This window comes from Vibrio sp. Vb1574, assembly GCF_033338675.1.
Genome location: NZ_JAWOTC010000002.1, coordinates 43,086 through 65,318, shown reverse-complemented (window position 1 = coordinate 65,318; position 22,233 = coordinate 43,086). Strand labels below are relative to the sequence as shown.

The 22,233-nt window shown below is 46.3% G+C and carries 19 protein-coding genes; 6 read left to right on the top strand and 13 right to left on the bottom strand.

What is annotated here, in order from left to right; translation table 11 throughout:
- The first annotated feature begins 19 nt into the window (after nucleotides 1-19).
- The 3 genes from R7O12_RS02000 to R7O12_RS01990 are packed head-to-tail and all read left to right on the top strand — an operon-like array spanning nucleotide 20 to nucleotide 3,401.
- Nucleotides 20-1,624 carry a carboxyl transferase domain-containing protein gene (locus R7O12_RS02000; protein WP_064354631.1) on the top strand — a complete coding sequence of 535 codons (1,605 nt, stop codon included), beginning with the start codon at nucleotides 20-22 and terminating at the stop codon, nucleotides 1,622-1,624.
- 29 nt (nucleotides 1,625-1,653) lie between these two features.
- A complete protein-coding gene (locus tag R7O12_RS01995; RefSeq protein ID WP_318104371.1) occupies nucleotides 1,654-2,493 on the top strand; it encodes an enoyl-CoA hydratase-related protein in 840 nt (279 codons plus the stop codon).
- Nucleotides 2,493-3,401, top strand: a complete 909-nt coding sequence (locus tag R7O12_RS01990) for a hydroxymethylglutaryl-CoA lyase (protein ID WP_054574355.1) — start codon at nucleotides 2,493-2,495, stop codon at nucleotides 3,399-3,401. The genes R7O12_RS01995 and R7O12_RS01990 overlap by 1 nt, the downstream gene beginning before the upstream one ends.
- Before the next feature lie 46 nt (nucleotides 3,402-3,447).
- Here the strand turns inward: R7O12_RS01990 and R7O12_RS01985 are convergent, their stop codons facing one another.
- The 4 genes from R7O12_RS01985 to R7O12_RS01970 all read right to left on the bottom strand — a co-directional run bounded on the left by R7O12_RS01985 (nucleotide 3,448) and on the right by R7O12_RS01970 (nucleotide 9,464).
- Nucleotides 3,448-4,326 carry a DMT family transporter gene (locus tag R7O12_RS01985; RefSeq protein WP_005375761.1) on the bottom strand — a complete coding sequence of 293 codons (879 nt, stop codon included), beginning with the start codon at nucleotides 4,324-4,326 and terminating at the stop codon, nucleotides 3,448-3,450.
- Between the two features lie 213 nt (nucleotides 4,327-4,539).
- Complete coding sequence (locus tag R7O12_RS01980) at nucleotides 4,540-7,587, bottom strand: FAD-binding and (Fe-S)-binding domain-containing protein (RefSeq protein WP_318104369.1); 3,048 nt, start codon at nucleotides 7,585-7,587, stop codon at nucleotides 4,540-4,542.
- 55 nt (nucleotides 7,588-7,642) lie between these two features.
- Nucleotides 7,643-8,512, bottom strand: a complete 870-nt coding sequence (locus R7O12_RS01975) for an amidohydrolase family protein (protein WP_213961480.1) — start codon at nucleotides 8,510-8,512, stop codon at nucleotides 7,643-7,645.
- A gap of 58 nt (nucleotides 8,513-8,570) precedes the next feature.
- Nucleotides 8,571-9,464 carry an alpha/beta hydrolase gene (locus R7O12_RS01970; RefSeq protein ID WP_167418992.1) on the bottom strand — a complete coding sequence of 298 codons (894 nt, stop codon included), beginning with the start codon at nucleotides 9,462-9,464 and terminating at the stop codon, nucleotides 8,571-8,573.
- Nucleotides 9,465-9,618: 154 nt separating this feature from the next.
- Between R7O12_RS01970 and R7O12_RS01965 the strand changes: the two genes are divergently transcribed.
- Nucleotides 9,619-10,575 carry a GlxA family transcriptional regulator gene (locus R7O12_RS01965; protein WP_318104365.1) on the top strand — a complete coding sequence of 319 codons (957 nt, stop codon included), beginning with the start codon at nucleotides 9,619-9,621 and terminating at the stop codon, nucleotides 10,573-10,575.
- Nucleotides 10,576-10,611: 36 nt separating this feature from the next.
- Here the strand turns inward: R7O12_RS01965 and R7O12_RS01960 are convergent, their stop codons facing one another.
- From R7O12_RS01960 to R7O12_RS01930, 7 genes are all read right to left on the bottom strand, one after another.
- Entirely contained in the window at nucleotides 10,612-11,961 is a 1,350-nt protein-coding gene (locus R7O12_RS01960) for an MmgE/PrpD family protein (RefSeq protein WP_017634272.1), read from the bottom strand.
- A 14-nt stretch (nucleotides 11,962-11,975) separates the two neighbouring features.
- On the bottom strand, nucleotides 11,976-12,812 hold the full coding sequence (locus R7O12_RS01955; protein WP_262659519.1) for a nitrilase-related carbon-nitrogen hydrolase: 837 nt from the start codon (nucleotides 12,810-12,812) through the stop codon (nucleotides 11,976-11,978).
- Between the two features lie 4 nt (nucleotides 12,813-12,816).
- Nucleotides 12,817-13,698: a glycine betaine ABC transporter substrate-binding protein gene (locus tag R7O12_RS01950; protein WP_005375745.1), complete on the bottom strand. Its 882-nt coding sequence runs from the start codon at nucleotides 13,696-13,698 to the stop codon at nucleotides 12,817-12,819.
- 35 nt (nucleotides 13,699-13,733) lie between these two features.
- Nucleotides 13,734-14,468, bottom strand: a complete 735-nt coding sequence (locus tag R7O12_RS01945; protein WP_182035719.1) for an ABC transporter permease — start codon at nucleotides 14,466-14,468, stop codon at nucleotides 13,734-13,736.
- Nucleotides 14,465-15,634, bottom strand: a complete 1,170-nt coding sequence (locus R7O12_RS01940) for an ABC transporter ATP-binding protein (RefSeq protein ID WP_005389193.1) — start codon at nucleotides 15,632-15,634, stop codon at nucleotides 14,465-14,467. The genes R7O12_RS01945 and R7O12_RS01940 overlap by 4 nt, the downstream gene beginning before the upstream one ends.
- 24 nt (nucleotides 15,635-15,658) lie before the next feature.
- Nucleotides 15,659-16,261, bottom strand: a complete 603-nt coding sequence (locus tag R7O12_RS01935; protein ID WP_017635730.1) for an ABC transporter permease — start codon at nucleotides 16,259-16,261, stop codon at nucleotides 15,659-15,661.
- Nucleotides 16,262-16,548: 287 nt separating this feature from the next.
- Nucleotides 16,549-17,862 (bottom strand): methyl-accepting chemotaxis protein, encoded by a 1,314-nt coding sequence (locus tag R7O12_RS01930; RefSeq protein ID WP_042521095.1) that lies wholly within the window; start codon nucleotides 17,860-17,862, stop codon nucleotides 16,549-16,551.
- Nucleotides 17,863-18,590: 728 nt separating this feature from the next.
- Between R7O12_RS01930 and R7O12_RS01925 the strand changes: the two genes are divergently transcribed.
- Nucleotides 18,591-19,031 (top strand): phosphate-starvation-inducible PsiE family protein, encoded by a 441-nt coding sequence (locus tag R7O12_RS01925; protein WP_005375731.1) that lies wholly within the window; start codon nucleotides 18,591-18,593, stop codon nucleotides 19,029-19,031.
- 418 nt (nucleotides 19,032-19,449) lie between these two features.
- Here R7O12_RS01925 and R7O12_RS01920 read toward each other — a convergent pair whose 3' ends face one another.
- Together R7O12_RS01920 and R7O12_RS01915 are read right to left on the bottom strand one after the other, a co-directional pair.
- The gene (locus R7O12_RS01920; RefSeq protein ID WP_132936374.1) at nucleotides 19,450-20,058 is read right to left on the bottom strand and encodes a MarC family protein; all 609 of its coding nucleotides are present in this window, start codon (nucleotides 20,056-20,058) and stop codon (nucleotides 19,450-19,452) included.
- A 280-nt stretch (nucleotides 20,059-20,338) separates the two neighbouring features.
- The gene (locus tag R7O12_RS01915) at nucleotides 20,339-20,764 is read right to left on the bottom strand and encodes a TraR/DksA C4-type zinc finger protein (RefSeq protein WP_064354628.1); all 426 of its coding nucleotides are present in this window, start codon (nucleotides 20,762-20,764) and stop codon (nucleotides 20,339-20,341) included.
- Nucleotides 20,765-20,954: 190 nt separating this feature from the next.
- Here R7O12_RS01915 and zigA point away from each other — a divergent pair, with 190 nt between their 5' ends.
- A complete protein-coding gene (gene zigA, locus R7O12_RS01910) occupies nucleotides 20,955-22,154 on the top strand; it encodes a zinc metallochaperone GTPase ZigA (protein ID WP_017821067.1) in 1,200 nt (399 codons plus the stop codon).
- The last annotated feature ends 79 nt before the right edge of the window (nucleotides 22,155-22,233 follow it).

Below are 22,233 nucleotides of genomic sequence, written 5' to 3'. Positions count from 1 at the left end.
ATACGACAAGGAAGTCATTATGGCCATTATCAAAAGTAAAACTAAGCCAACTGACGAGTTATTTCTTTCCAATAAAGCTGCGATGGAAACGTTGGTCACTCAACTTAATCAACACATCGAGACCATCAAACAGGGCGGCGGTGAAAAAGCCATTCAGCACCAGAGGCAAAAAGGAAAACTCCCCGCACGAGAACGCATCGCGCGCTTGCTTGATGACAACACTGACTTTCTTGAAATCAGCCAGTTTGCCGCCTGGCAAGTGTATGACGAAGCGATCCCCTGCGCTGGCGTTATCGCCGGCATTGGTATCATAGAGGGGATTCAATGCATGGTCATCGCCAACGATGCTTCGGTAAAAGGCGGAACCTACTACCCACTCACGGTAAAAAAACACCTTAGAGCGCAAGAGATTGCCCAACGTTGCCAACTCCCCTGCGTGTACTTGGTGGACTCCGGTGGCGCAAATCTCCCTCATCAGTCCGACGTCTTCCCCGATAAAGAACACTTTGGTCGCATTTTCTTTAACCAAGCGAGAATGTCGGCGAAAGGCATCCCCCAAGTTGCTGTTGTGATGGGGCTTTGCACTGCTGGGGGCGCGTACGTTCCTGCCATGGCGGATGTGTCCATTATGGTTAAAGAGCAAGGCACCATTTTTTTGGCGGGGCCACCTTTGGTGAAAGCGGCCACTGGCGAAGTCGTGACGGGTGAAGAGCTCGGCGGTGCAGACGTGCATTGTCGAAAATCTGGTGTCGCAGATTATTACGCTGAAAATGATGAACATGCCCTAATGCTTGCGAGAGAAGCCATTGCCAATGCCAATAGAACAAGACCTGTTAAGCCAGAAAACACCGTGCTTCCTCCCCGCTACGACGCAGAAGAAATCTACGGAATTGTGAATGCCAACTTACGACTGTCATTCGACGTTCGAGAAATTATTGCCCGCATCGTCGATGATTCTGATTTCGACGAATTCAAAGCCTTGTACGGCAGAACGCTAGTGTGTGGCTTCGCTCGTATTCAAGGACACTTGATTGGTATTGTGGCAAACAACGGTATCTTGTTTTCTGAATCGGCACAAAAAGGCGCGCACTTTATTGAGCTGTGCGCCAAACGGAAAACACCGCTTCTCTTTCTCCAAAACATTACCGGCTTTATGGTCGGAAAAAAGGTTGAAGAAGAAGGCATCGCAAAACATGGCGCCAAGTTAGTGATGGCCGTCGCTTGTGCTGACGTGCCGAAGTTTACCGTGATCATCGGTGGATCGTACGGCGCTGGTAATTACGGCATGTGCGGCCGAGCGTATGATCCAACCATGATGTGGATGTGGCCGAACGCGCGTATTTCTGTGATGGGCGGAGAACAAGCAGCAGGCGTTTTAACACAAGTTCGAAAAGACGCGAAGGAACGTCAGGGGGAAGCGTGGTCAGAGCAAGAAGAGCACATTTTTAGAGAATCGATCATAGACTTGTATGAAACACAAGGACATCCCTATTTTGCGAGTGCTCGGCTATGGGATGACGGAATTATTGACCCTAAAAAAACGCGTCAGGTGTTGAGTCAAGCGTTAACGGCAGCATTAAATGCCCCCATTCCTGATAGCGAGTTTGGCGTCTTCAGAATGTAAACACCCAAAGATGAATTAAGGAAGTTAGTATGCAGGAAATGCAACCAAGCATTATTCCCAACGCCCAAAGGCAAGATGATGTTCTTTGGCATGTCGATGATAATGGCGTAGCGACCATTACCCTAAACAGAACAGCCAAACACAATGCTTTTGACGCTTGTACGATCGACTTGCTGATCCACCGCCTAGATTATCTCGCTTTACGAACGGATGTGCGGTGCTTGGTATTAAAAAGTAACGGTAAGCATTTTTCATCCGGGGCCGATTTGAATTGGATGCAGTCGATGGCCGAAAGCACGAGGCAAGATAACTTCGTTGATGCCCAAAACTTGGCAAGACTCATGGAAACATTAGATTCGTTCCCTCAACCCACCATCGCAGTTGTTCAAGGTTCCGCTTATGGTGGCGCTTTGGGGTTGATTTGTTGTAGTGATATCGCCATCGCAAGCCAAAGTGCCAACTTTTGCTTAAGTGAAGTTAGGCTTGGTTTAGTTCCAGCAACCATTGCGCCTTACGTCATGCGCGCGATGGGGAATCGACAAGCTAGACGTTATATTTTAAGTGGTGAAGTCATTTCAGCCGAGGATGCCGAACGGTTTGGTATTGTGCACGAAGTGAAAGAAGCCAAACAACTTGAAAATGCGGTCGGTAGCGTAATCAAGACTTTACTACTGAATAGCCCAGATGCGATGCGTAAAGCAAAAACGCTCTGCCATCAATGTCATCAAAACCCCATTGATCAACAACTGATTCACTATACTAGCAAGCTCATTGCGGACATTAGAGTATCACCCCAAGGTCAAGATGGGCTGCAAGCGTTTCTTGAAAAACGTAGCCCAAGTTGGGTCACCAAGTCACAGGACAAGTAATGCTACCTTCCAAAGTAAAGATTGTCGAAGTAGGTCCTAGAGATGGGTTGCAAAATGAATCTCCTGTTGCGACCCAAACTAAAATCCGGCTGATCAACTTACTCTCTGATACTGGGTTAACGCATATTGAGGCGGGCTCTTTTGTCTCACCCAAATGGGTGCCACAAATGGCGGACTCAATAGAGGTCATGAAAGCAATAACACGGCGAAATCATGTTACCTACTCTGCCCTGACTCCAAACCTAAAAGGCTTAGAACAAGCGTTGGAGGCTGACGCCAATCAGGTCGCAATTTTCACTTCATCCTCAGAAGGATTCTGCCAACACAATATCAATTGCTCGATTGCAGAAAGCCTAACTCGCTTCGAACCTGTAATGCGATTAGCCACCAAACACGGCATCCCTGTTCGTGGCTATCTATCCTGCGTTGCCGACTGCCCTTACGATGGCCCGACAGCCCCTAAACAAGTGGCGAGCGTGGTCAAATCACTCATCGATTTAGGGTGTTATGAGGTGTCTCTAGGCGACACAATCGGTACAGGCACGCCAAACCGTATCGCTGCTATGCTAGAAGCCGTCATGTTGGTTGCACCTCTTCCCCAGCTTGCTGTCCATTTCCACGATACATGGGGACAAGCACTCGCCAATATTCATCAAGCATTGAATATGGGCATCAATACCATCGACAGCAGTGTAGCTGGGCTGGGTGGATGCCCATACGCTCATGGCGCATCAGGAAATGTCGCAACGGAGGATGTACTATATTTATGCCAAGGGTTAGGAATAGAAACGGGGATCGACTTAGAGCTACTGGCTAAAGCTGGCTGGATGATCAGCGAAGAGCTGGGTCGGCAGCCTACATCAAAAGTGTCATTAGCATTGCGTAACCGCGTATTATCACTTTCGTAGAAGGCCATCCGGCACCTCAAATTCTCCCAACCCAAGTTAACTTGCTCTACTTTCGAGTAGGGAAGCGAAACCGCCCGCCAGTACGATAAATAATTAGAGAAAATAAGATAAGCACACAACCTACTAGTTTATTTGCCGTTAGCACCTCGCCATACCACAGCACGCTCAGAATAACCGTCCAAACTGGTTCTAATATCATAATTAGAGCAGCGTTACCTGCCTGAACAAATTTTTGCCCCATGGTTTGCATTACGTAACGCAAGCTCGTCGCTAATAAGGTACTCAACGCAAACCACCACCAAATAGAGGAGTCAACCTCTGCCGGGAAAGATTCCATAAAAAATGAAACCAACAAACCTAAGCAACCTGCTGAAAAAAGTTGCACGCAAGTAAGCAGCAGCACAGGTAGTTTTTGAGAGTATTTGCTGTTCACATTAAAATGAAGCGCCAAAACCAGTGCTGCACCAAGAAACCACAATTGACTGGCCGATTGTTTCCAGCCACCAACTAAAGAAAGACAAGCAAGACCTAATACAGCGATAGGCAAAGAAAGCCAGAAAATTCGTTGTGGTCGTTGACGAAACATAACCCATGCAACAATCGGCACAAACAGCATGGAAAGGCTCATGATAAATGCGCCTTCCCCAAGAGTATCACTGATAGAAATAGCGTAAATCCATGTCATAACGGCACTGCCTAACAGGAGCCCGACACCACCAGCAGAAAGCACATCTTTTAAGTTTGCTTTCAGCAAAGGTCGGTAACATAGAGGCAGTAAGCAGAGCGAAGCGATAGTAAATCGCGCCCCAATAAAGCCAAAAGGTGGTAAACCCTGTATTGTTTCCTTAGAGAATATCCAGCCAAGTGCAGCGATCATCGTCGTCGCAACCAGAATAACCGTCGCTTTGCGTTCTGAGTTAAACATAAGTACTCACAAAATATGGAACACACAATAGCGCAGCAAGAGAGTTTTACTGCGCTATTGTGTAAATTTGAAAGGAGTTTCTGTCGAGCGGAAGTGAAAGCCCGATCCTCTCCTGTATTGTTGTCACGCAGATTGAAGTTCTGCTGCTAGATACATTAAATGCAGGCAAAGTCTTAAGGCAAGCCTTTTCGCATACTAAATTACTTTAGCATTCTATACAGCAAGCAAACTGGCTAAAACCTGTACCGGGTGTCGAACTACCTCCCCTTCAAAACGCTTAACTTGACTGCGGCAGGAGTACCCCGTGGCTAACACACGCTCAGTGGGCAGGTTCTTTATATTCGGTTTCCAACTAAGCTGATATATAGCTTCAGACGTACTTTTCTTATCCACTTCATGTCCGAATGTCCCAGCCATGCCACAACATCCCGTAGGTATGACTTGCAGATTTAAGCCAAAGTGCTGAAAAATAGACTGCCAAGATTTCTCAGTCTCCGGTATTTTGGTCTTTTCTGTGCAATGCGCCATCAAATACCACGGTTCTTCATTTAATGCACATACTGGTGACCATTCATTCAGTCGATTCACCAGCCATTCATGAACCGTATAGACGGTAAATTCGCCTCGCTTCTCTTTTAGAGCCTGATGGTACTCATCACGATAACAAAGAACTAAGGCCGCATCGACACCGATCATAGGAATTTCAAGTTCAGCAACTTGGTTGAGAAAATCCGAAGTGTTTTGTGCATTTCTGGCGAATTTCTTAAGGAAACCTTTTACATGTTGAGCTTTCCCATTAGGTTTGAAAGGCAGAACAACAGGGTGTTTCCCTAACCGCTGCAATAACTGAATAAAATCCGCAACCAACTCGGCTTCATAAAAGCTGGTAAATGGATCTTGAACAATCAAGACGTAATTTTGCTTCACTTCTGGGGAAAGCGATTCTAGATACGCAAAGTCAAACGGGCTCACGCCAAGTGCCTGACATCGACTTTGCAACGTAGGGATCGATAGCACTGGCGAATCAATAAAACCGATGGATGTCTCTAATACTTGCGTAACAGGCCTACTAGATGCGATTCGATTAACCAGCTTGGGAGCTTTTGCCATAATCGGCAGCAGTTGCTCAATATTCGACACCAGATAGTCGCGCAGAGGTCTGCGATAACGAGAGTGATAGAGGTGTAAAAAACGTGCTCTAAAATCAGGCACATCAACTTTCACAGGACACTGACTCGCACACGCTTTGCACGCTAGACAACCGTTCATCACCTCATAAACTTCATGCGATAAATCATCAGATGCGGGGCGAGATATCAGTTGACTCAGCTTCTGAGCCAAAAGCTTAACCGATAACGTTTGATTGAGAAGTTGCTGTTCGTTGGCGAGCAAATCGAAGTCACTGTCATTAAGGCGACGCAGCCATTCACGCATTATCCCCGCCCTCCCTTTCGGAGAGTGGCGACGATCGGCTGTCACTTTAAATGATGGACACATTGGGCTATCAGCATCGTAATTAAAACACAGCCCATTGCCATTGCAAGACAGTACGGGCTTAAGCGACTCTCGGACTTCTACGGGGATCTGACGATCATAGTAGCCACGCTTGGTCGCTGTGACTTTAGCCATTTCAGCGTCGCTATTCAGTGGTGTGCAAATCTTCCCCGGATTCATTTTATTGTCTGGGTCAAACGCCGCTTTAATGCGCCTTAATTCAATAAAGAGCTCATCACCAAAGAAGGCAGGTCCATATTCTGAGCGATATCCTTTACCGTGCTCCCCCCACATTAAGCCATTGTATTTTGCCACCAGATCGACCACATCATCGGACAGTTGATGCATCAACGCTTCTTGCTCAGGGTCACACATATCGAGCGCAGGACGCACGTGAAGAACGCCAGCATCCACATGCCCAAACATGCCATAATGCAGGTTATTGCTGTCTAGTAACGTACGAAATTCCGCGATAAAGTCCGCCAAGTTTTCGGGCGGCACACAGGTATCTTCCGCGAATGCAATCGGCTTTGCCTGACCTTTAGCCGCGCCAAGCAGCCCAACCGCTTTCTTGCGCATTCCATAAATAGCTTGGATGTCTTTGGGGTCGCGACAGACTTGATAACCGATGATACCACTGCGTCGATGAGCCATTTCTTTATCGAGAATTGAAAGTAAGCGTTCAACTTTATCCTCAATATCATCGCTGTGACTGCCTGCGAACTCGACAAAGTTAATTCCTTGCATCTCTTTGCCCTGCACATCTGAGATCGCGTGTTTTACCGAGTGCCAGACAATGTCTTCTCTTGCAAGGTTGAGTACTTTTGCATCGACTGTCTCAACCGATAGCGCCTCTGCTTCGACCATCAAGGGAGCATTTCGCAATGCAGAATCAAAACTATCGTATTTAACGTTCACTAACCGTCGCGTAGTAGGTATTCGCGTAAGATTGAGCTTGGCTTCAGTAATAAAAGCTAACGTACCTTCAGAGCCACATAATATTCTCGTGACGTCAAACTCTTCACTCTTGTCGTTGATGGCATTTTTTAGGTCATAACCAGTAAGAAAGCGATTCAGAGGAGGAAACTTATCCAGAATCTGTTGACGCTTGTCTCGACAAACTTCCTCCGTAATTTTTAACGCTCGCGATACTACATCACAGTTTAACCGTTTGTTTTGTTGAATTGCTTCGGTATCGAGCACCGAGCCATCTGCCAATACGGCTTTGAGCTCCAACACATGATCCGAGGTTTTACCATATTGCAAAGAGCCTTGGCCTGATGCATCGGTATTAATCATCCCACCTAATGTCGCGCGGTTGCTGGTCGACAGATCTGGCGAGAAGAAATAACCATAAGGGCGAACGATGTCGTTGAGTTGATCTTTGACTATCCCAGTTTCCACTCTCACCCAACCTTCCTGCTCGTTGATCTCTAACACTCGATTCATATAGCGAGACAGATCAACCACGATCCCCGAGTTCAATGATTGTCCGTTAGTGCCCGTTCCGCCTCCTCTGGGCGAAAAGGTCAGGTGTTTAAATTCATCACGAGCACTGACCTTGCCAAGTATTACCACATCATGATGGTTGGCAGGAAAGACGACCGACAACGGAAGTTGCTGGTAGACGCTGTTGTCAGTCGCCATACTCAATCGAGTGGTATAGCGAGCATCAGTATCCCCCTTGAAACCAAGCTGTTTAAGGGTGTTAAAGAACTTGATAACCACAGGATCAGAAGAAACCTGTAGCGGAAGTGCAGGAAGCATAATTTGAATCAGTGCCTTACGGTTGTCTTTTTAGGTTCATAACATGAATGTGGAGTTAAAAGCGGTAGAGGCGCTTGGGGTTATCGACCAGAATCTTGCTAAACAGTGTCGTATCTTGCGTCCAGTGCCACAAAGTATCTAACAACTGGCCATCATTTGGCATCTCAGCAGCAAAACATGGGTGAGGCCAATCCGAACCCCAGACACATTGCTCTTCATTCGCTTCTAACAAAGCTTGAGCAAATGGAGAAACGTCATCATAAGGCGGCGATTGAGGCGACAAACGATACGGAGCCGACAGTTTTGTCCACACTTTCCCTTCGGCCTTAAGCTTCAATAAGGTTTGAAAACCAGGATGAGAAATCAGCTTGTTTGTTGGCATATGTCCAAGATGATCAATCACTACGGGCACGGGTAAAGCCCTTAATCGGTGATATAAGTCATCAAACTGCGAAACATCAATTAAGCATTGAAGGTGCCAGTGTCGCTCTGCAAGGCGAGCCGCTAAACGCTCAACATCACGCCACTCAATACCACCTTTAAACAGCAGGTTCATCCGCACCCCACAAAATCCGGCTTCTTGTAGCTCATCCAGCGTTTGCTCGGACACATCCGCATCCACGACCGCGACGCCTTTGTAGTCGTAACCTTGCTGGCGTAAATACCGTAATGTATCAAGATGCAACTGGTTGTCATTGCCATACACACTCGGCTGAACCAGCACGCCATAACGGATGCCTAATTGCTGGTGCAAATGCAGGTACGCGCCGACGCTGGCATCGGGTGGCGTGTAGGTTCGCGTTTCACAGTACGGATAACGTGAAGAAAAAACGTGGGCATGACAATCAACCGCGCCTTCAGGAATCGCGATTGTTGGTTTATTTACAAATGGGTCCGCCGCTTCACAAAATGGAATTATGCTCATCGAAAATCATCCTGTCAGAAAGGTAGAGGTGCCATCAACGAAAGCACCTCTTGAAGACTTAACTGAAGTTCTCACTCAACCAGTTCGCGATCACGCCAGAGAACTGAATAAACTTAGGATCGTCGTCCAACATCCACTCGGTGTGACCACCTTCAGGCAGTAAGAATAGAGATTTCGGCCCAGGGTATTTCGCGTACAGCGACTTTGCTTCGGTCACTGGGTGAAGATCGTTTTCTGCACCGTGCGCAATCAAGATTGGCGCATCTGCAAATCGCTCGTCCAGTAGGGCTTCCGGTTTGAAATTGATGAGAGAATCCGCAAAATCCAGATCAGATGTCACGCCGTAGCCCGGTGCTTTGACCAGTTCAGTGAATACATATTCGCGGCTTACTGGGTCAAGCGGGTAGATTTCAAATGGATCAATCCCCTGCTTTTCTCCACCAAGAGCAAGACGTGTACGCTCTTCTAACATAAATTGACGGAACGCTTTCCAACCGTGCTCGCCACGTTGAGCAACCTGAACACGTACCGCATCATAAAAGCCGTTCATGGAGATAAGGCCATCAATCGCATCTTGACAAACTCGGTAAGCATCAAGAATTAATCCACCGGCCATGCCCCAGCCAGCCAGTACGACTTTGCGGCCTTCCTCGTTAGCGCGCTGTTTCACAACCGCAACCGCGTTCGCGATGTCACGTACTTGTTCATCTAGGATAACTCGCTCACGAATACCCTCAGATTCACCAAAGCCACGGTAGTCAAATCCGAATACTGTAAAGCCCTTCGCAGTTAAGGCTCTCGCGTAACGCTCTGGGTGAATATTTTTTTGCCCAGTAAAGCCTGAGCAGACAATAACGATCGGTAAGTCTGGGTTGTTAACGTTCTCGTCAGTAAAGAAAGCGCCATCAAGGCGTAGACCATCACTAATTACTGGGGCTTTTTGTTCAATCATAATTATCTCGTCCAAATGAATGTGTATGCTCGACAAAGAAGTCCTTGTCTTAAGTCACATCATGTTCGAATTTTGATAGCAATAATTTAACAATTGCGACATTCTTATCCAGAAATACGACATAGATGAACTGCCCACTTGGTGACCACAGAGAATGAAAACGACACACACGTATCGCATTGGTTTTTTCCTTATTCCTGATTTTTCGATGCTCTCTTTTTCGGCGGTTATCGAACCTCTTCGAATGGCCAACCGCCTCGCTGGTTGCGATTTGTATCAGTGGGATATTTATGGATTCGAAGATAAAGAAGTGTCGGCCAGTAATGGCGTTTCATTCTCGCCAACACAGTCAGTCAACAACATTGCTCATTTAGACTTGCTGCTGGTTGTGGCAGGTATTGGCGCCCATGTTGCTGCTGCGAGTGGCTCGGTGAATCAGTGGTTAAAGCAAGCGCTTCGTCAAGGCATCGCCGTGGGCTCGACTTCGACAGGCAGCGTATTGTTAGCAAAAGCTGGCCTGTTAAAAAACAAAACGTGTACCGTGCATTGGGAGTCCGCCAACAGCCTGGCAGAGGAATTTCCAAACATTAACGTGACCAGTGAGTTGTACGAATTCGACCCACGCACACCAACTTGTTCGGGCGGCTTAGCCGGTTTGGATATGATGCTTCATTTAATTACAAACCAACATGGGAGTGACTTGGCGAATCAAGTGGCAGAGCAATGCATTCACCCTGCGATTCGACCCGCGCATGATAAACAGCGGATGTCGTTAATCCGTAAGCACAACATCCGCCACCCGCGCCTGCTCGACGCTGTAGAGATCATGGAAGCCAACATGGAAGAGCCGCTAAAGTGCTATGAAATTGGCGAACAAGTAGGATTATCGGTCAGGCAGATGGAAAGGTTATTTTTGCAATACTTGCAAGACAAACCAAGCAATTACTACCTTCAATTGCGCTTAGAACGCGCTCAACATTTGTTGTTGCAAACCATGCTGTCCATCACTCAAATCAGCACGGCTTGTGGGTTCAGTTCTACATCGTATTTTGCGCGCTGCTACAAAAAACGCTATGAAAAAACGCCGCGTGAAGAGCGACGTTTAGCTTAAGATTGAGTAAGAGAAAGGAGTTCGATCTCTTCGATCTCATCGTGATGTGTCAGACGGCTTATCGGACAACGTGCCTTGGTAAAGCAATGATAGCCAAGCAAGTACCTGCTCTTTACTGGCTTTATCAAGTTGCAAACAACCCTCTTCTATCGCTGACACGCGCGAAGCGGGCAGTTCTTTCTCTGCCAAAGTACGAAACTTACCTCGCATCTCGCCTCGACTGAGCGGATTTTCAGGATTACCTCGCGCAATACAGGGAGGCGAAGTCAGTTTGTCGCCATTTTTCAACGTCACCACGACATGCGCCCAACGTTCGGCTGGAAACTTATCATTGTATGCAGGCTCTTCAATTAACTTCATCCGTTCCGTAAGTGCCAAGCGAGCAGGATCTTTCAGTCCTTTGGTGACGGCTTCTACCGTGACCGTATTATCTATAACCGCACTCGCGACTGAAAATGGCAAACTATACTGAGCCTGCTCGGTTGTCTCAGGGCGCTTGGTATGCAGGCACACCGCCTGGTGAAAGCTGTGAACTTCGATAAGTTCAATCTCATCAGCTTTTAGTTTATTTTCTTGTTGCAGCGCTCTCACCGCTTCAACCGCGGGTTGAGCCCAACGACAAACCGGATACGGTTTAAAGTATTGCTCCAGGATATACCAGCGCTGCCCTAAATCTGCCCACAAAGCGTGAGTTTGTTGGTCCAGCAGAGTCACGGCTGGCGCGCCAGTAAAGCCCTCTTCTGCCAGCTCTGCACTGGCAAAGCCCGCCATCGCTCCCCAGCCAGAGCCGTCTTTGAGCATGGTTGGATGTTCAATACAACGCATCATTTGACTGCGCGGGCCATAGAACTCGGCAATGCCGAGCGCATGCTCTGTTTGTGCATCCGTTAAGTCTTTTCTTCTTGCAGACACCGCAGCGACGCCCAACGCATTCCAAGCACCAGAAGTATGATAGTCACAAGCGGTTTGATGCAGCGCGATTCCGGCGCGAGTTGCAATTTCGTAGCCAATGATGAGGGACGTTAATAACTCTTCTCCCGTGATCGCTGACTCATGCATACTGGCGAGCAGCCCCGGCAAAACAGCGACGCCAACATGGCCTTTCGTCAGGACTTGGCCGTCGTGCGCGTCCATACTGTCAATCAACATGCCGCCATATAGAGTCGCCCCACAACCACTGGCCGTGTGATCAGAAAACAGCATCGGCGTATCACCGGCAAACTGCTTCTGCGCGAGTTTAGCTACCATATTTTGCAGTTGCGTCGCTTTACCTGCTGCGGCGACACCCAACAGATCCAAGACGCAATATTTCGCTTGTTCAATAACGTCAGCTGGAAGCTGTTCAAAGGTTAATTCGTGAATAAATCGATGAATAGATTGCATCATCTACTGCTCCAGTTTTAGCGTTTTGCCTTCGACAATAGCGTTGTGATCAATGGTGTATTGCTGTCTCGCACGGTAGGCAGCTCGAACCTGGCTTTATCAATATCGTCCAATGACAAGGTTGCAGTTATCAAGGTTTCACCGTCTTCTGCCTGCGCCAATAGCTCACCCGTTGCAGACAAAATACAGCTTCCTCCCCAAAACCACGCTTCGCCCTCTGGCCCGTAACGATTGGCCATCAAAACTGGGGTTCCGTAGAGCACCGCATAGAATTTAACGTTAACTAACCAGTTGTCTTCATTGGAAAAGTCTTTACTGACAATACTGCTGGCCGAGTTGATCGGCGCGAGCAAGATTTCAGGCTTATCGAGTAGCGCGCAATGAACCAAAGGTGGATTCCATAAATCGGCGCAAATTAAAACCGAGCCTCGCCAATTTTCGTCAAGAGAAACGCTGGTGGTAGCCTCTCCCGAATGAAACCACTTACCCTCTTCAAGCCCACCATAGGTTGGTAAATTGACTTTACGATGCACAGCAACCACCGTACCACCGAGCAACCAAGCTATCGCGTTGTAGTACTCTCCCGGAGCGGCCTGTTCAACAAAGCCGACAATCACGGACATCTGCGGTGCAAGTTGCGCAAGCTCTTTAAGCCGAGCATCATCACGCTTCATGGCAACTTCACGCACAGAGGATTGGAGCTGGTATCCGGTCAAGGAGAGTTCAGGAAACAGCAATAGCTGCGACCCTATGGCCGCAGCTTGCTTTATGTAATCCTGATGAGTATTCAGATTGGCATTCACATCGCCTAACTGGGCGTTGATTTGGGCCACACTGACTTGCAGGATAGTCATGGTATTACCCCAAGTTATGCTCAGATAGGAACTGGCTTGCGACTTCTGAGATCGAACGTCGCTCCACATCAACTTGTTGATTCAATGTCGACATCGTATCGCCATCGATCGCCGCAGAAAGCGCGTTCATTTGCTCGGCAAGGTCTGGGTTCGCATCTAGCGTTTCTTGGCGAACCACAGGAGTGATCGCGTAATCAGGGAAGAACTGTTTGTCATCCGTTAAAACGGTAAAACCAAATGCTTTGATACGACCATCTGTTGCAAATACGAGCGCAGCATCGACTTCTTGCCCTTTTAGCGCATCATAAGTTAACCCAGTATCCATGCGTTTCACTTGGTCTCGTGAAGCTTTGAATTTGTAGGTTTTCTGTAAAGGTCGGAAGCCATCTTTTCGTGCATAGAATTCCGCATTCAAAGCAATGGTCATTGGCGGGTCTTGGCGCATTTGCTCGGCAAACTCGGACAAGGTTGAGATGCCACGTTGTTTCGCATCGTCACTGCGCATAGCGAGCGCGTAGGTGTTGTTCGCTTTTGAAGGGTTAAGCCAAACTAGGCCTTTCTTCGCATCGAGTTCCTTAACGCGTTGATACACTTGCTCTGCTGGGAGCTTGTCTTTGACTTTGTTGTAAATGATCAGTGATGTGCCCGTGTATTCCCAATAAAGATCAATCTGGCCGTTTTCTTGCGCTTTACGCAAAACCGCACTGCCCATGCCCGAACGCTTATCAACGTCGTAGCCTTTTTTGGTTAAATATTGAGACGTGATCTCCGTTAAAAGCTGTTGTTCTGTAAAGTTTTTGCCACCTACGACGATTTCCGCGGATGCGTGAAAACTTGAAAGCAGTACACCAACGGCCAGCAAGCGGCGAGTAATTTGCTTTAACATGTTTGACTCCTGTCTGTGTTCAATTTTTAGGATTGTTATTGTCTAGCTCTAATAGGGTTACAGCCTTTAGGTACAGTGACATAGGAAACGGCTCCTACCACACTGTCGATAGCGATAGCCAACATCGCTGTAGGAATAGCGCCTGCCAGCATCATGATGGGTTCATCCAGATCAATACCGGTAAAAATGAGCTCCCCTAACCCACCGCCACCAATTAAGAAGGCCAGTGGCACGGTGCCCACGTTGACAGCTAACGCCGTGCGGATACCGGCAAAAATGACGAACAGCGCATTAGGAATTTCAACCTGAAATAACATTTGTAACTCGGTCATACCAATGCCTGACGCCGCTTCTTTTAAATGAGCGGGCACTTCTTTCAGCCCGATGTAGGTGTTTCTGACAATCGGCAACAACGAGGCAATCGTCAGCCCAAATACCGCAGGCATGGTGCCAATGCCAAGAAAGCTCATTGCCAGCGCAAGAATAGCTAAAGTAGGAATCGTGGTCCCCACATTCAAAACCTGCATCGCCGATTCTGCGACTTTCTGAAAACGAGGACGGCTGAGCAATACGCCGACGGGAATAGCGATTAGGATCGCCAATCCACCAGACAGCAGCACCAGTTCAATGTGCTGAACCGTCAAATAAACAATGTCTTCTTGGTAGTAGAGGAAATCATCGATCGTACCCGCGCCTTGTAAATAAATACCCAACGCAAAGACACACGCCAATAAAACGAAATAGTAGGTTTGTTTTAGCTGATTGGTCACGATGCCTCCTTAGCCTGATGCAATGGCTGTGGCTCACTAAGAGAGGTATCGCGCTGATAAGTTGCGCCTAGATAATGAGTAATGCCGCGCTGTGTGACTTCTCCCACTAAGCGGCCATTCTCGTCAACACACGGCATCCAAACAATGTCGTGCGTGAACATCTTCGACGCGACTTTACGCAGATCATCCGTGGTTCGGGCGATTGTTTTCAGGCCAACATAATGTTCACCGCAGTACCCCTTCATATTGATTGCTGTAGCTTTTGGCACATAACCGATAGGCTGGTGTTGGCCATTTACTAATATCACGGCGTCGCGATACCCATACGCGTCAATTTTGGTTAAAGCGTCGGCAAGCGTCTCGTTAGGTTTCACGTGCGCAAAGGTGGTCTGCATGACGGACTCAGCCGTCACTAAGCGTAGACGTTTAAGTGCGCGATCATCTCCGACAAAGTTTTTCACGAAATCATCTTTCGGGTGTGCGAGCAAATCGTCAGGCGTATCGTACTGAACCAGATGACCATCGCGGAAAATCGCAATTCTATCGGCCATTTTGACCGCTTCATCAATGTCATGACTGACAAACATGATGGTCTTGTTGAGCTCTTGCTGCATTTTAAGGAACTCATCCTGGATTACTTCACGGTTGATCGGGTCAATCGCACCAAAAGGTTCATCCATCAGCATGACGGGAGGATCCGCAGCTAGCGCTCGAGCAACTCCAATTCGTTGCTGCTGTCCGCCAGACAACTCATTTGGATAACGATTAAGAAAGACACTAGGATCAAGAGCAACCATCTCCAATAGCTCTTTTGCACGCGTCATGTACCTTGCCTTATCCCACCCTAATAACTTGGGAACCACCGCGATGTTTTCGCCGATCGTCATGTTGGGAAATAAGCCAATTTGCTGAATAACATAGCCGATGTTGCGGCGCAGAGTGACTGTATCCATCCCAGAAGTATCTTCACCGCCAAGATAGATCTTGCCCGATGTCGCGGGAATAATTCGGTTGACCATTTTCAGCGTGGTGGTTTTGCCACAACCGGACGGGCCAAGTAGCACACATATTTCACCACTGGGAACTTCCATCTCAATGTGATCTGCGGCAGTCACCGGGCCATTAGGCGTTTCAAAAATTTTGGTTAGCTTGTCAATTTTGATCATTTGAATGTCCCTATTATTTGTCCTTTATCGAGCAGCGGTTAGGCCCGGTGGCGTTAATCTTTTTTGTAGTCGAATCAATCCGTAATCCGCGATGATAGCCAGAAGGCTGACGGCGATGGCACCAACGATCAGTTGTCGAGGATCACTTTGCGAGATGCCACGGCTGATAAACACGCCCAGCCCACCGGCTCCGATATACGCGGCGATCGCCATAACGCCAATATTCATTACTACTGCCGTTCTCACACCCGCCATAATCACCGGAATCGCCAATGGAATTTCCACCATTTTCAAACGTTGAAAAGGCGTCATCCCGATACCGCGAGCAGCCTCTCTGAGCGATGGTTCTACGTTGTGAATTGCGGTATAAGTGTTGCGAATAATAGGCAGCTGAGAATAAAGCAGTACGGTAATCACGGCGGGCACGTAGCCAATCCCATGACCAATGGTCGATAAGAGAGGAATCATCAAACCAAACAATGCGATTGAAGGAATGGTGATAATGATGGACGCTACGTAAAGCACCACTTTCGCAGCGCGCTCATTTTGTGTGATAAGAATGCCGATAGGTACGCCAGTTAAGATGGCAAGCCCAACAGCCAGAGCAACCAAAGAGATGTGCTCCATGGTAAGCGTACCTAGCAGCGCTAAGTTATCTATGGTGAAATTTAGTAAGTCCAAGTAGGTCTCCCCCAACTGTGATTCGCAACCAAGTTAACAGGAGATTAAATTACGCTACTTTTTATTAACAGTGTTGTAAAATAGCGACACGTAAAGATAGAAATACGAAATATTAAGAAAGGAATGAACTGGCTTTCTCATCACCAAAAACACGCTTGATTGGCGATGAGTAGCACTAGTAAACAATTTGATTATATAGGAACTTAAAAGCCTGTGCTGGCATGAAGAACTGACTACAACGAGCGATTAAATTGCTCCACGGCCTCTACAACACGGCTAGCGCCATCTTGTATTTCATTCATCACATTGCCTGCTTTTTCAGAGAGCTCTAGCGTATCTAGTGCTTCTTTTTGGCATTTAGCGATCAGCTTAACTGCGTTATCTGTTCGCTGTAGGTTTTCACTGACCATTGTGACAATTTCATCGGTGGTTGCATTGGTTCTTGTAGCAAGCTGTCTGACTTCATCAGCAACAACGGCAAAGCCTCTACCATGCTCACCCGCACGAGCCGCTTCTATCGCCGCATTTAACGCCAATAAGTTAGTTTGGTCAGCGATACCACTGATGCTATTTACCAACTCGCTAATACGCGATGAGTGCGCTTTAAGCTCGTCAATCGCCGTGTTCGCTTGCTGCATTTGCTCGGAAAGTATCTGCATCTTTTCTAACGTTGAGCCTATAACCTCTTGCCCTTGCAGGGTTTGTGTTCCAGTTTCTTGGGAGATTTCGTTCGCCAATTGCGCAGCCTGGGTCATTTTCTGTTCCTGCATCACCTGCTGGGTAATATCTGTCGCGAACTTAACGACCTTGTAGAGCTCTCCTCTGTCGTTATGGATAGGGTTATATGAAGCCTCTAACCACACATCTTCACCATAACGGTTAACTCGTTTGAATCGCTCTGATGAAAATTGCCCTTTTGCTAAACGTTGCCAAAACTCACGGTAAGCTTGAGAGCTCGACTCTTCCTGATCACAAAACATGCGATGATGCTTCCCTAGAATCTGATCAAGCGTATAACCCATTGTGTTTAGGAAATTATCGTTGGCTTTTAAAACATGACCATCTAATGTGAACTCAATCACCGCCATAGAACGACTTAATGCATTTAGCATGTCCTCTTGCTCACGAGATGATTTGATCGTTCGCGTAAGTTCAGAAGCAAAAACAAAAAAGCTTTCTACTTCTCTGTGCTCATTTAAAACAGGCTGGATAATCGTTCTTAACCAGGCTTCCTCACCATTACCTTTCTGTACTTGCAATGCCCCATTCCAGAACACTTTATCTTGGACGGCTTTCTTCATTCGATGAAAGTGATCTGTATTGCGCGAATTTGACGGTACCAATTCAGTAATTGATTTCGTTAAGATCTCATCATCATTTAAGAAAAGTTCTTGCTGTAGCTTAGTATTTGCAGAAGTAATGATGCCTTTACTATCCAATGTTAAGCGGATCATCTCTTCATCTAAACTGGTTTGGATTTGCTGCAGGATTTGCAACTCCTGCTTTAATCGTTGATTTTCTTGTTGAAGCGACTTATTAAAAAACATGACTTTCTCTCATTCGACCGACCTTCGGACTAGTCAAAGGTTTATTATTTGTATACCGAATAACCTGCAAGCGGCAAAATCGTTTGGTTGCATATTCAAACGCGATTTCTATTTCTTATCAAAGGACCCCGCTGGGAATACGGCGATTTTTTCTACAGTGTAACCTAAGCGCAGTATACTGAAATTTCTTCAGCGCCCAAGCTGTTTATATATTTATCAATATTAAAGCTCTTTATCGCCAGTTTGAGGTTTGTATTTGTGGATATACTTATATGGAGAAGCGGTGTGTTCAGATCAATAAGCCTTTTCATTAAAAAAAAGGGCCTTGACTTAATTCCAATAGTTTTTGCCGTTTGAGCGATTAGCCACTCCTTATTCGCTTGCATTTCTATTAATAGCGCACGGAGGAACCAGCAACAAGCGCATCGATTTGCCCAGTATCAATACGTTGTGGTATTCGCTCATTCAGTTTGCCGTGAAGGTGATGAATCACCACCTCATCAGTCGATTCGTCACGATCAGAAATGAGGTAATGAGGTAATAACGCATGACACCAGAGATTACATTATGTGTCCAACATTGTGCCCACTCCTAAGTTTCATAACTTCCTTCCCTCGGACGCTTCTATCTCTCACCACAGCAACTATGCTTTAAACGACATGTATTCAATTGTCTAGCTTCAACATATGAAGGTTAAGTGAACATAAACAAGCGAAGGAAACAGGGCCATGGAAGTCGATAAAAATGATAAGTTAACAAAAAAATTACAGATAGTGATTCATTGGTCTGTAAGAGTATTGTCGATAGTTATGTTGTTTGTAATCGTCATGGGTGTGATAGATGTTGCATGGACGATATATCAAAAACTTATCACGCCACCTAAACTCATTCTGACGATTTCAGATATGCTAGCCACTTTTGGTGCTTTTATGGCCGTTTTAATTGCTATTGAAATTTTCATCAATATAACTATTTACCTGAGAGAAAATGTTATTCATGTAAAAATCGTCATGGCCACCGCGCTGATGGCAATCTCCCGAAAGGTCATTATTATAGACTTTGAAACCTTGTCTCCAATGTACCTGATTGGAATTGCGGCTGTAGTTCTTAGTATGAGTCTTGGTTACTGGCTGATCCATAAACTGCCCAATAAGAGCCATACTGAATAAACATCTCAGCCTCCCGGCTTTGCAGATACTCTCAAGGCATGAAAGAGCCTTGTCTTGGCACGTTGAAGCTAATAGATTCCTCCATGCTAGGCTCTATATACTACGAGACAACAAGATTATAGAGTAGTGCCTAGGCGGGGAAATTATCGATATTATTTTCTAGCAGCTAATCTTTGAGTATTGGCACAGCTCAATGGGGCAAGTGTTGCTCCAGTTCCCCATCTGATTTATACCCTCAACATCTATGCATTTTAATTTCAACTTTTCCGTGATCCTCTTAAACAAGGTCGTCACGAATAGCCTGAAGGATTACATCCGGCTAGAAGTAACAGCCAGAAAAGTGATTGTCAGGTGGTCGGTCATCTCGCCTTAAAATTAGCTCTTAACGTATACCTTCAGCTCAGTTTGCGAAACAGCCTTAAAGGTCAAAGTAACTTTCAATCCCATTCAGAGTGTTGGTCGTGGCCACAGCGGCTAATATCAACCCCATGATCCGACTTACAGCACTAGCTCCTGTATTCCCAATAATCCTGTGTATACCGCTGGCCATTAATAGCAAGATATAAACAACCAATAGTACCAGCAGCATCATAGCCACGGTCTGGACTTGCTCCCAAATATTAAACCGCACGTTCTCTGTGAGTAAAACGGCGGCTAATATTGCGCCAGGGCTAGCAATTGATGGAATGGCTAGAGGAAAAACTGCTGTATCATGATGACTATTGAGCGTTCTGATTTCTTCTGCTGGTTTACTCTCACCAAATATCATAGTCAAAGCAAACAAGAACAATACGATACCGCCCGAGATTTGAAACGCAGACAAGGGAATACGCATTGCTGTAAGTATGATTTCACCAGCAACAACAAAAAACAGTAGGATAGCAACGGAGAATAGAGTCGCAAACAGAGCGACCTTACGCTTTGCCACTTCTTCATAGCTTTTTGTGGCTGCGATAAAAACGGGCACAGTACCTATGGGATCGATGACAGCAAAGAAAAAGATAAAAGTTGCCACAAAGTCAATCATGCTACTTTCTCCAGTACCAATTTAGCTTTAAGGATAGAAGATCAGCTTGAAGTAGCAGAGAAAATGTTTGACGCTAACATAGCGAGAGCTCATTCAGAAAAACAAAAATGGTGCGTTATTTACAATACAGAACTTACTTCTATCCTATCGATAACTATTAATATCTCAAAGGTAATGACTACCATACCTAACGGTAGTCGCCATCGCTTTAGACTTCTCAGAGAACATCAAAAAAAACAAGTGAACGAGAAGAATATCGACGTCATAAGATAGTGAGGCTTTAGTGTTTATACCAGTGCTCTTTTGACTCCATTTGAGCTTTTACTTCTGCACTATATTCAGCAGTAGGTCGTGCCAATAACCTTGGAATGCCGATAGGTTCTCCGGACTCTAAACAATAGCCATACTCCCCTGCGCGCAAGCGAGCCAACGATCGTTGAATCTTAGGTAACAGCTTTTGCTCTCTATCTATGATTCTTAATGCGATTGCAGATTGCTCCTCACTGGACGCCCTATCGCTTTCGTCACTGAATTCCATTGGCGCAATCATCTCTTCTTTCGCGCGTTCAATATGCGCTAACGTCAATTCATAAAGCTCAAATAATCGGTTTTCAAAAAACGCGAGCTGAGCTTCATTCATATAATCCGCCTCGGGCGCTGCAAGAATTTCTTCTTCTGTCATGACATGCTTTTTCTCTTCGTTCATAGAACCTCCACACCGAGATAAGAGTTCGATCTCTAAATTCCGGACATCTGAACCTGTGCAACTAAACGACAAATAAAGCCGCCAATAAGGTGCAGTACTCGACACAGTAACAAACTGCTTGATGCCAGAGTTAAGATCACCGACTATATTAATTGTTACATTATAACATTACACTATAAAGAGCATGAGCATGAACACCCAGAAACTCCCTGTTACGGTTTTATCCGGCTTTCTAGGCGCAGGAAAAACAACCGTTTTAAGTCATATTCTTAACAATAGACAAGGCAGAAAAGTCGCGGTCATCGTCAACGACATGAGCGAAGTCAACATCGATGCGGCAACTGTTCAGAATGAAGTTTCTCTCAACCACAGTGAAGAAAAGTTGGTTGAAATGAGTAACGGCTGCATCTGTTGTACCCTGCGTGAAGATCTACTTGAAGAAGTCACTAAACTCGCGCAAGAAGGCAGATTCGATTACTTAGTTATCGAGTCCACTGGCATCGCCGAGCCACTTCCCGTTGCAGAGACTTTTACGTTTGCTGATGAAAACGGGCTATCACTTTCAGACGTTGCACGTTTAGACACCATGGTTACGGTGGTTGATGCGATTAACTTTCTGCGTGATTACGATGAAGCTAAGTTCTTAACAGAGACAGCCGAATCCTTAGGTGAAGACGATGAACGCAGCGTCGCCGACTTACTCGTCGATCAAGTCGAGTTCGCTGACGTGATCCTGATAAGTAAAACCGACCTCGCTGAGAAATCAGAAATCGAAAGGCTTCTTGCGATTCTTAAAACCCTAAACACATCGGCCACTATTCTTCCTATCTCGAATGGTGAAGTAGAACTTGATGCCGTACTCGACACACAAAGTTTCAGTTTTGAAAAGGCGCAACAAGCCCCAGGTTGGTTGAAAGAAATGCGAGGCGAGCACATACCTGAAACCGAAGAATACGGCATTTCCAGCTTTGCCTATCATGCGAGACGCCCTTTCCATCCAGAGAAGTTTTACGACTTCCTCCACAATGCGAAAGATTACGGCAAACTGATTCGTTCCAAAGGTTACTTTTGGCTAGCAACCAGACCAGAGTTTGTCGGTCAATGGAGCCAAGCGGGAGGCATCGCACGTTATGGTGTTGCGGGTATGTTTTGGAAAGCAATTCCGAAAGAGGAATGGCCGACGGCTCAAGATTACTTAGATGCTATAAACGACATTTGGCAAGAACCTTATGGCGATATGCGACAAGAATTGGTGTTCATTGGTCAGGGATTAGAGCAAGAGAAATTGATTGCTCGTCTAAACGAATGCTTGTTAACAGAAGATGAGATGGAGCAAGGGCTCGACTATTGGTTATCTCTGGAAGACCCTTTCCCTGAATGGGAACAGTAAACGACTGAGATTCAAAAAAGCCTCCCACCATTCGGGAGGCTTTTTCGTTACACAGAGCCAATTTTGGTATACCGAGCCA

What these genes read in the sequence shown, in the direction of transcription:
- R7O12_RS02000 (WP_064354631.1), top strand. Translation starts at nt 20, where the DNA reads ATGGCCATTATCAAAAGTAAAACTAAGCCAACTGACGAGTTATTTCTT.
- R7O12_RS01995 (WP_318104371.1), top strand. Translation starts at nt 1,654, where the DNA reads ATGCAGGAAATGCAACCAAGCATTATTCCCAACGCCCAAAGGCAAGAT.
- R7O12_RS01990 (WP_054574355.1), top strand. Translation starts at nt 2,493, where the DNA reads ATGCTACCTTCCAAAGTAAAGATTGTCGAAGTAGGTCCTAGAGATGGG.
- R7O12_RS01985 (WP_005375761.1), bottom strand. Translation starts at nt 4,326, where the DNA reads ATGTTTAACTCAGAACGCAAAGCGACGGTTATTCTGGTTGCGACGACG.
- R7O12_RS01980 (WP_318104369.1), bottom strand. Translation starts at nt 7,587, where the DNA reads ATGCTTCCTGCACTTCCGCTACAGGTTTCTTCTGATCCTGTGGTTATC.
- R7O12_RS01975 (WP_213961480.1), bottom strand. Translation starts at nt 8,512, where the DNA reads ATGAGCATAATTCCATTTTGTGAAGCGGCGGACCCATTTGTAAATAAA.
- R7O12_RS01970 (WP_167418992.1), bottom strand. Translation starts at nt 9,464, where the DNA reads ATGATTGAACAAAAAGCCCCAGTAATTAGTGATGGTCTACGCCTTGAT.
- R7O12_RS01965 (WP_318104365.1), top strand. Translation starts at nt 9,619, where the DNA reads ATGAAAACGACACACACGTATCGCATTGGTTTTTTCCTTATTCCTGAT.
- R7O12_RS01960 (WP_017634272.1), bottom strand. Translation starts at nt 11,961, where the DNA reads ATGATGCAATCTATTCATCGATTTATTCACGAATTAACCTTTGAACAG.
- R7O12_RS01955 (WP_262659519.1), bottom strand. Translation starts at nt 12,812, where the DNA reads ATGACTATCCTGCAAGTCAGTGTGGCCCAAATCAACGCCCAGTTAGGC.
- R7O12_RS01950 (WP_005375745.1), bottom strand. Translation starts at nt 13,698, where the DNA reads ATGTTAAAGCAAATTACTCGCCGCTTGCTGGCCGTTGGTGTACTGCTT.
- R7O12_RS01940 (WP_005389193.1), bottom strand. Translation starts at nt 15,634, where the DNA reads ATGATCAAAATTGACAAGCTAACCAAAATTTTTGAAACGCCTAATGGC.
- R7O12_RS01935 (WP_017635730.1), bottom strand. Translation starts at nt 16,261, where the DNA reads ATGGAGCACATCTCTTTGGTTGCTCTGGCTGTTGGGCTTGCCATCTTA.
- R7O12_RS01930 (WP_042521095.1), bottom strand. Translation starts at nt 17,862, where the DNA reads ATGTTTTTTAATAAGTCGCTTCAACAAGAAAATCAACGATTAAAGCAG.
- R7O12_RS01925 (WP_005375731.1), top strand. Translation starts at nt 18,591, where the DNA reads ATGGAAGTCGATAAAAATGATAAGTTAACAAAAAAATTACAGATAGTG.
- R7O12_RS01920 (WP_132936374.1), bottom strand. Translation starts at nt 20,058, where the DNA reads ATGATTGACTTTGTGGCAACTTTTATCTTTTTCTTTGCTGTCATCGAT.
- R7O12_RS01915 (WP_064354628.1), bottom strand. Translation starts at nt 20,764, where the DNA reads ATGAACGAAGAGAAAAAGCATGTCATGACAGAAGAAGAAATTCTTGCA.
- zigA (WP_017821067.1), top strand. Translation starts at nt 20,955, where the DNA reads ATGAACACCCAGAAACTCCCTGTTACGGTTTTATCCGGCTTTCTAGGC.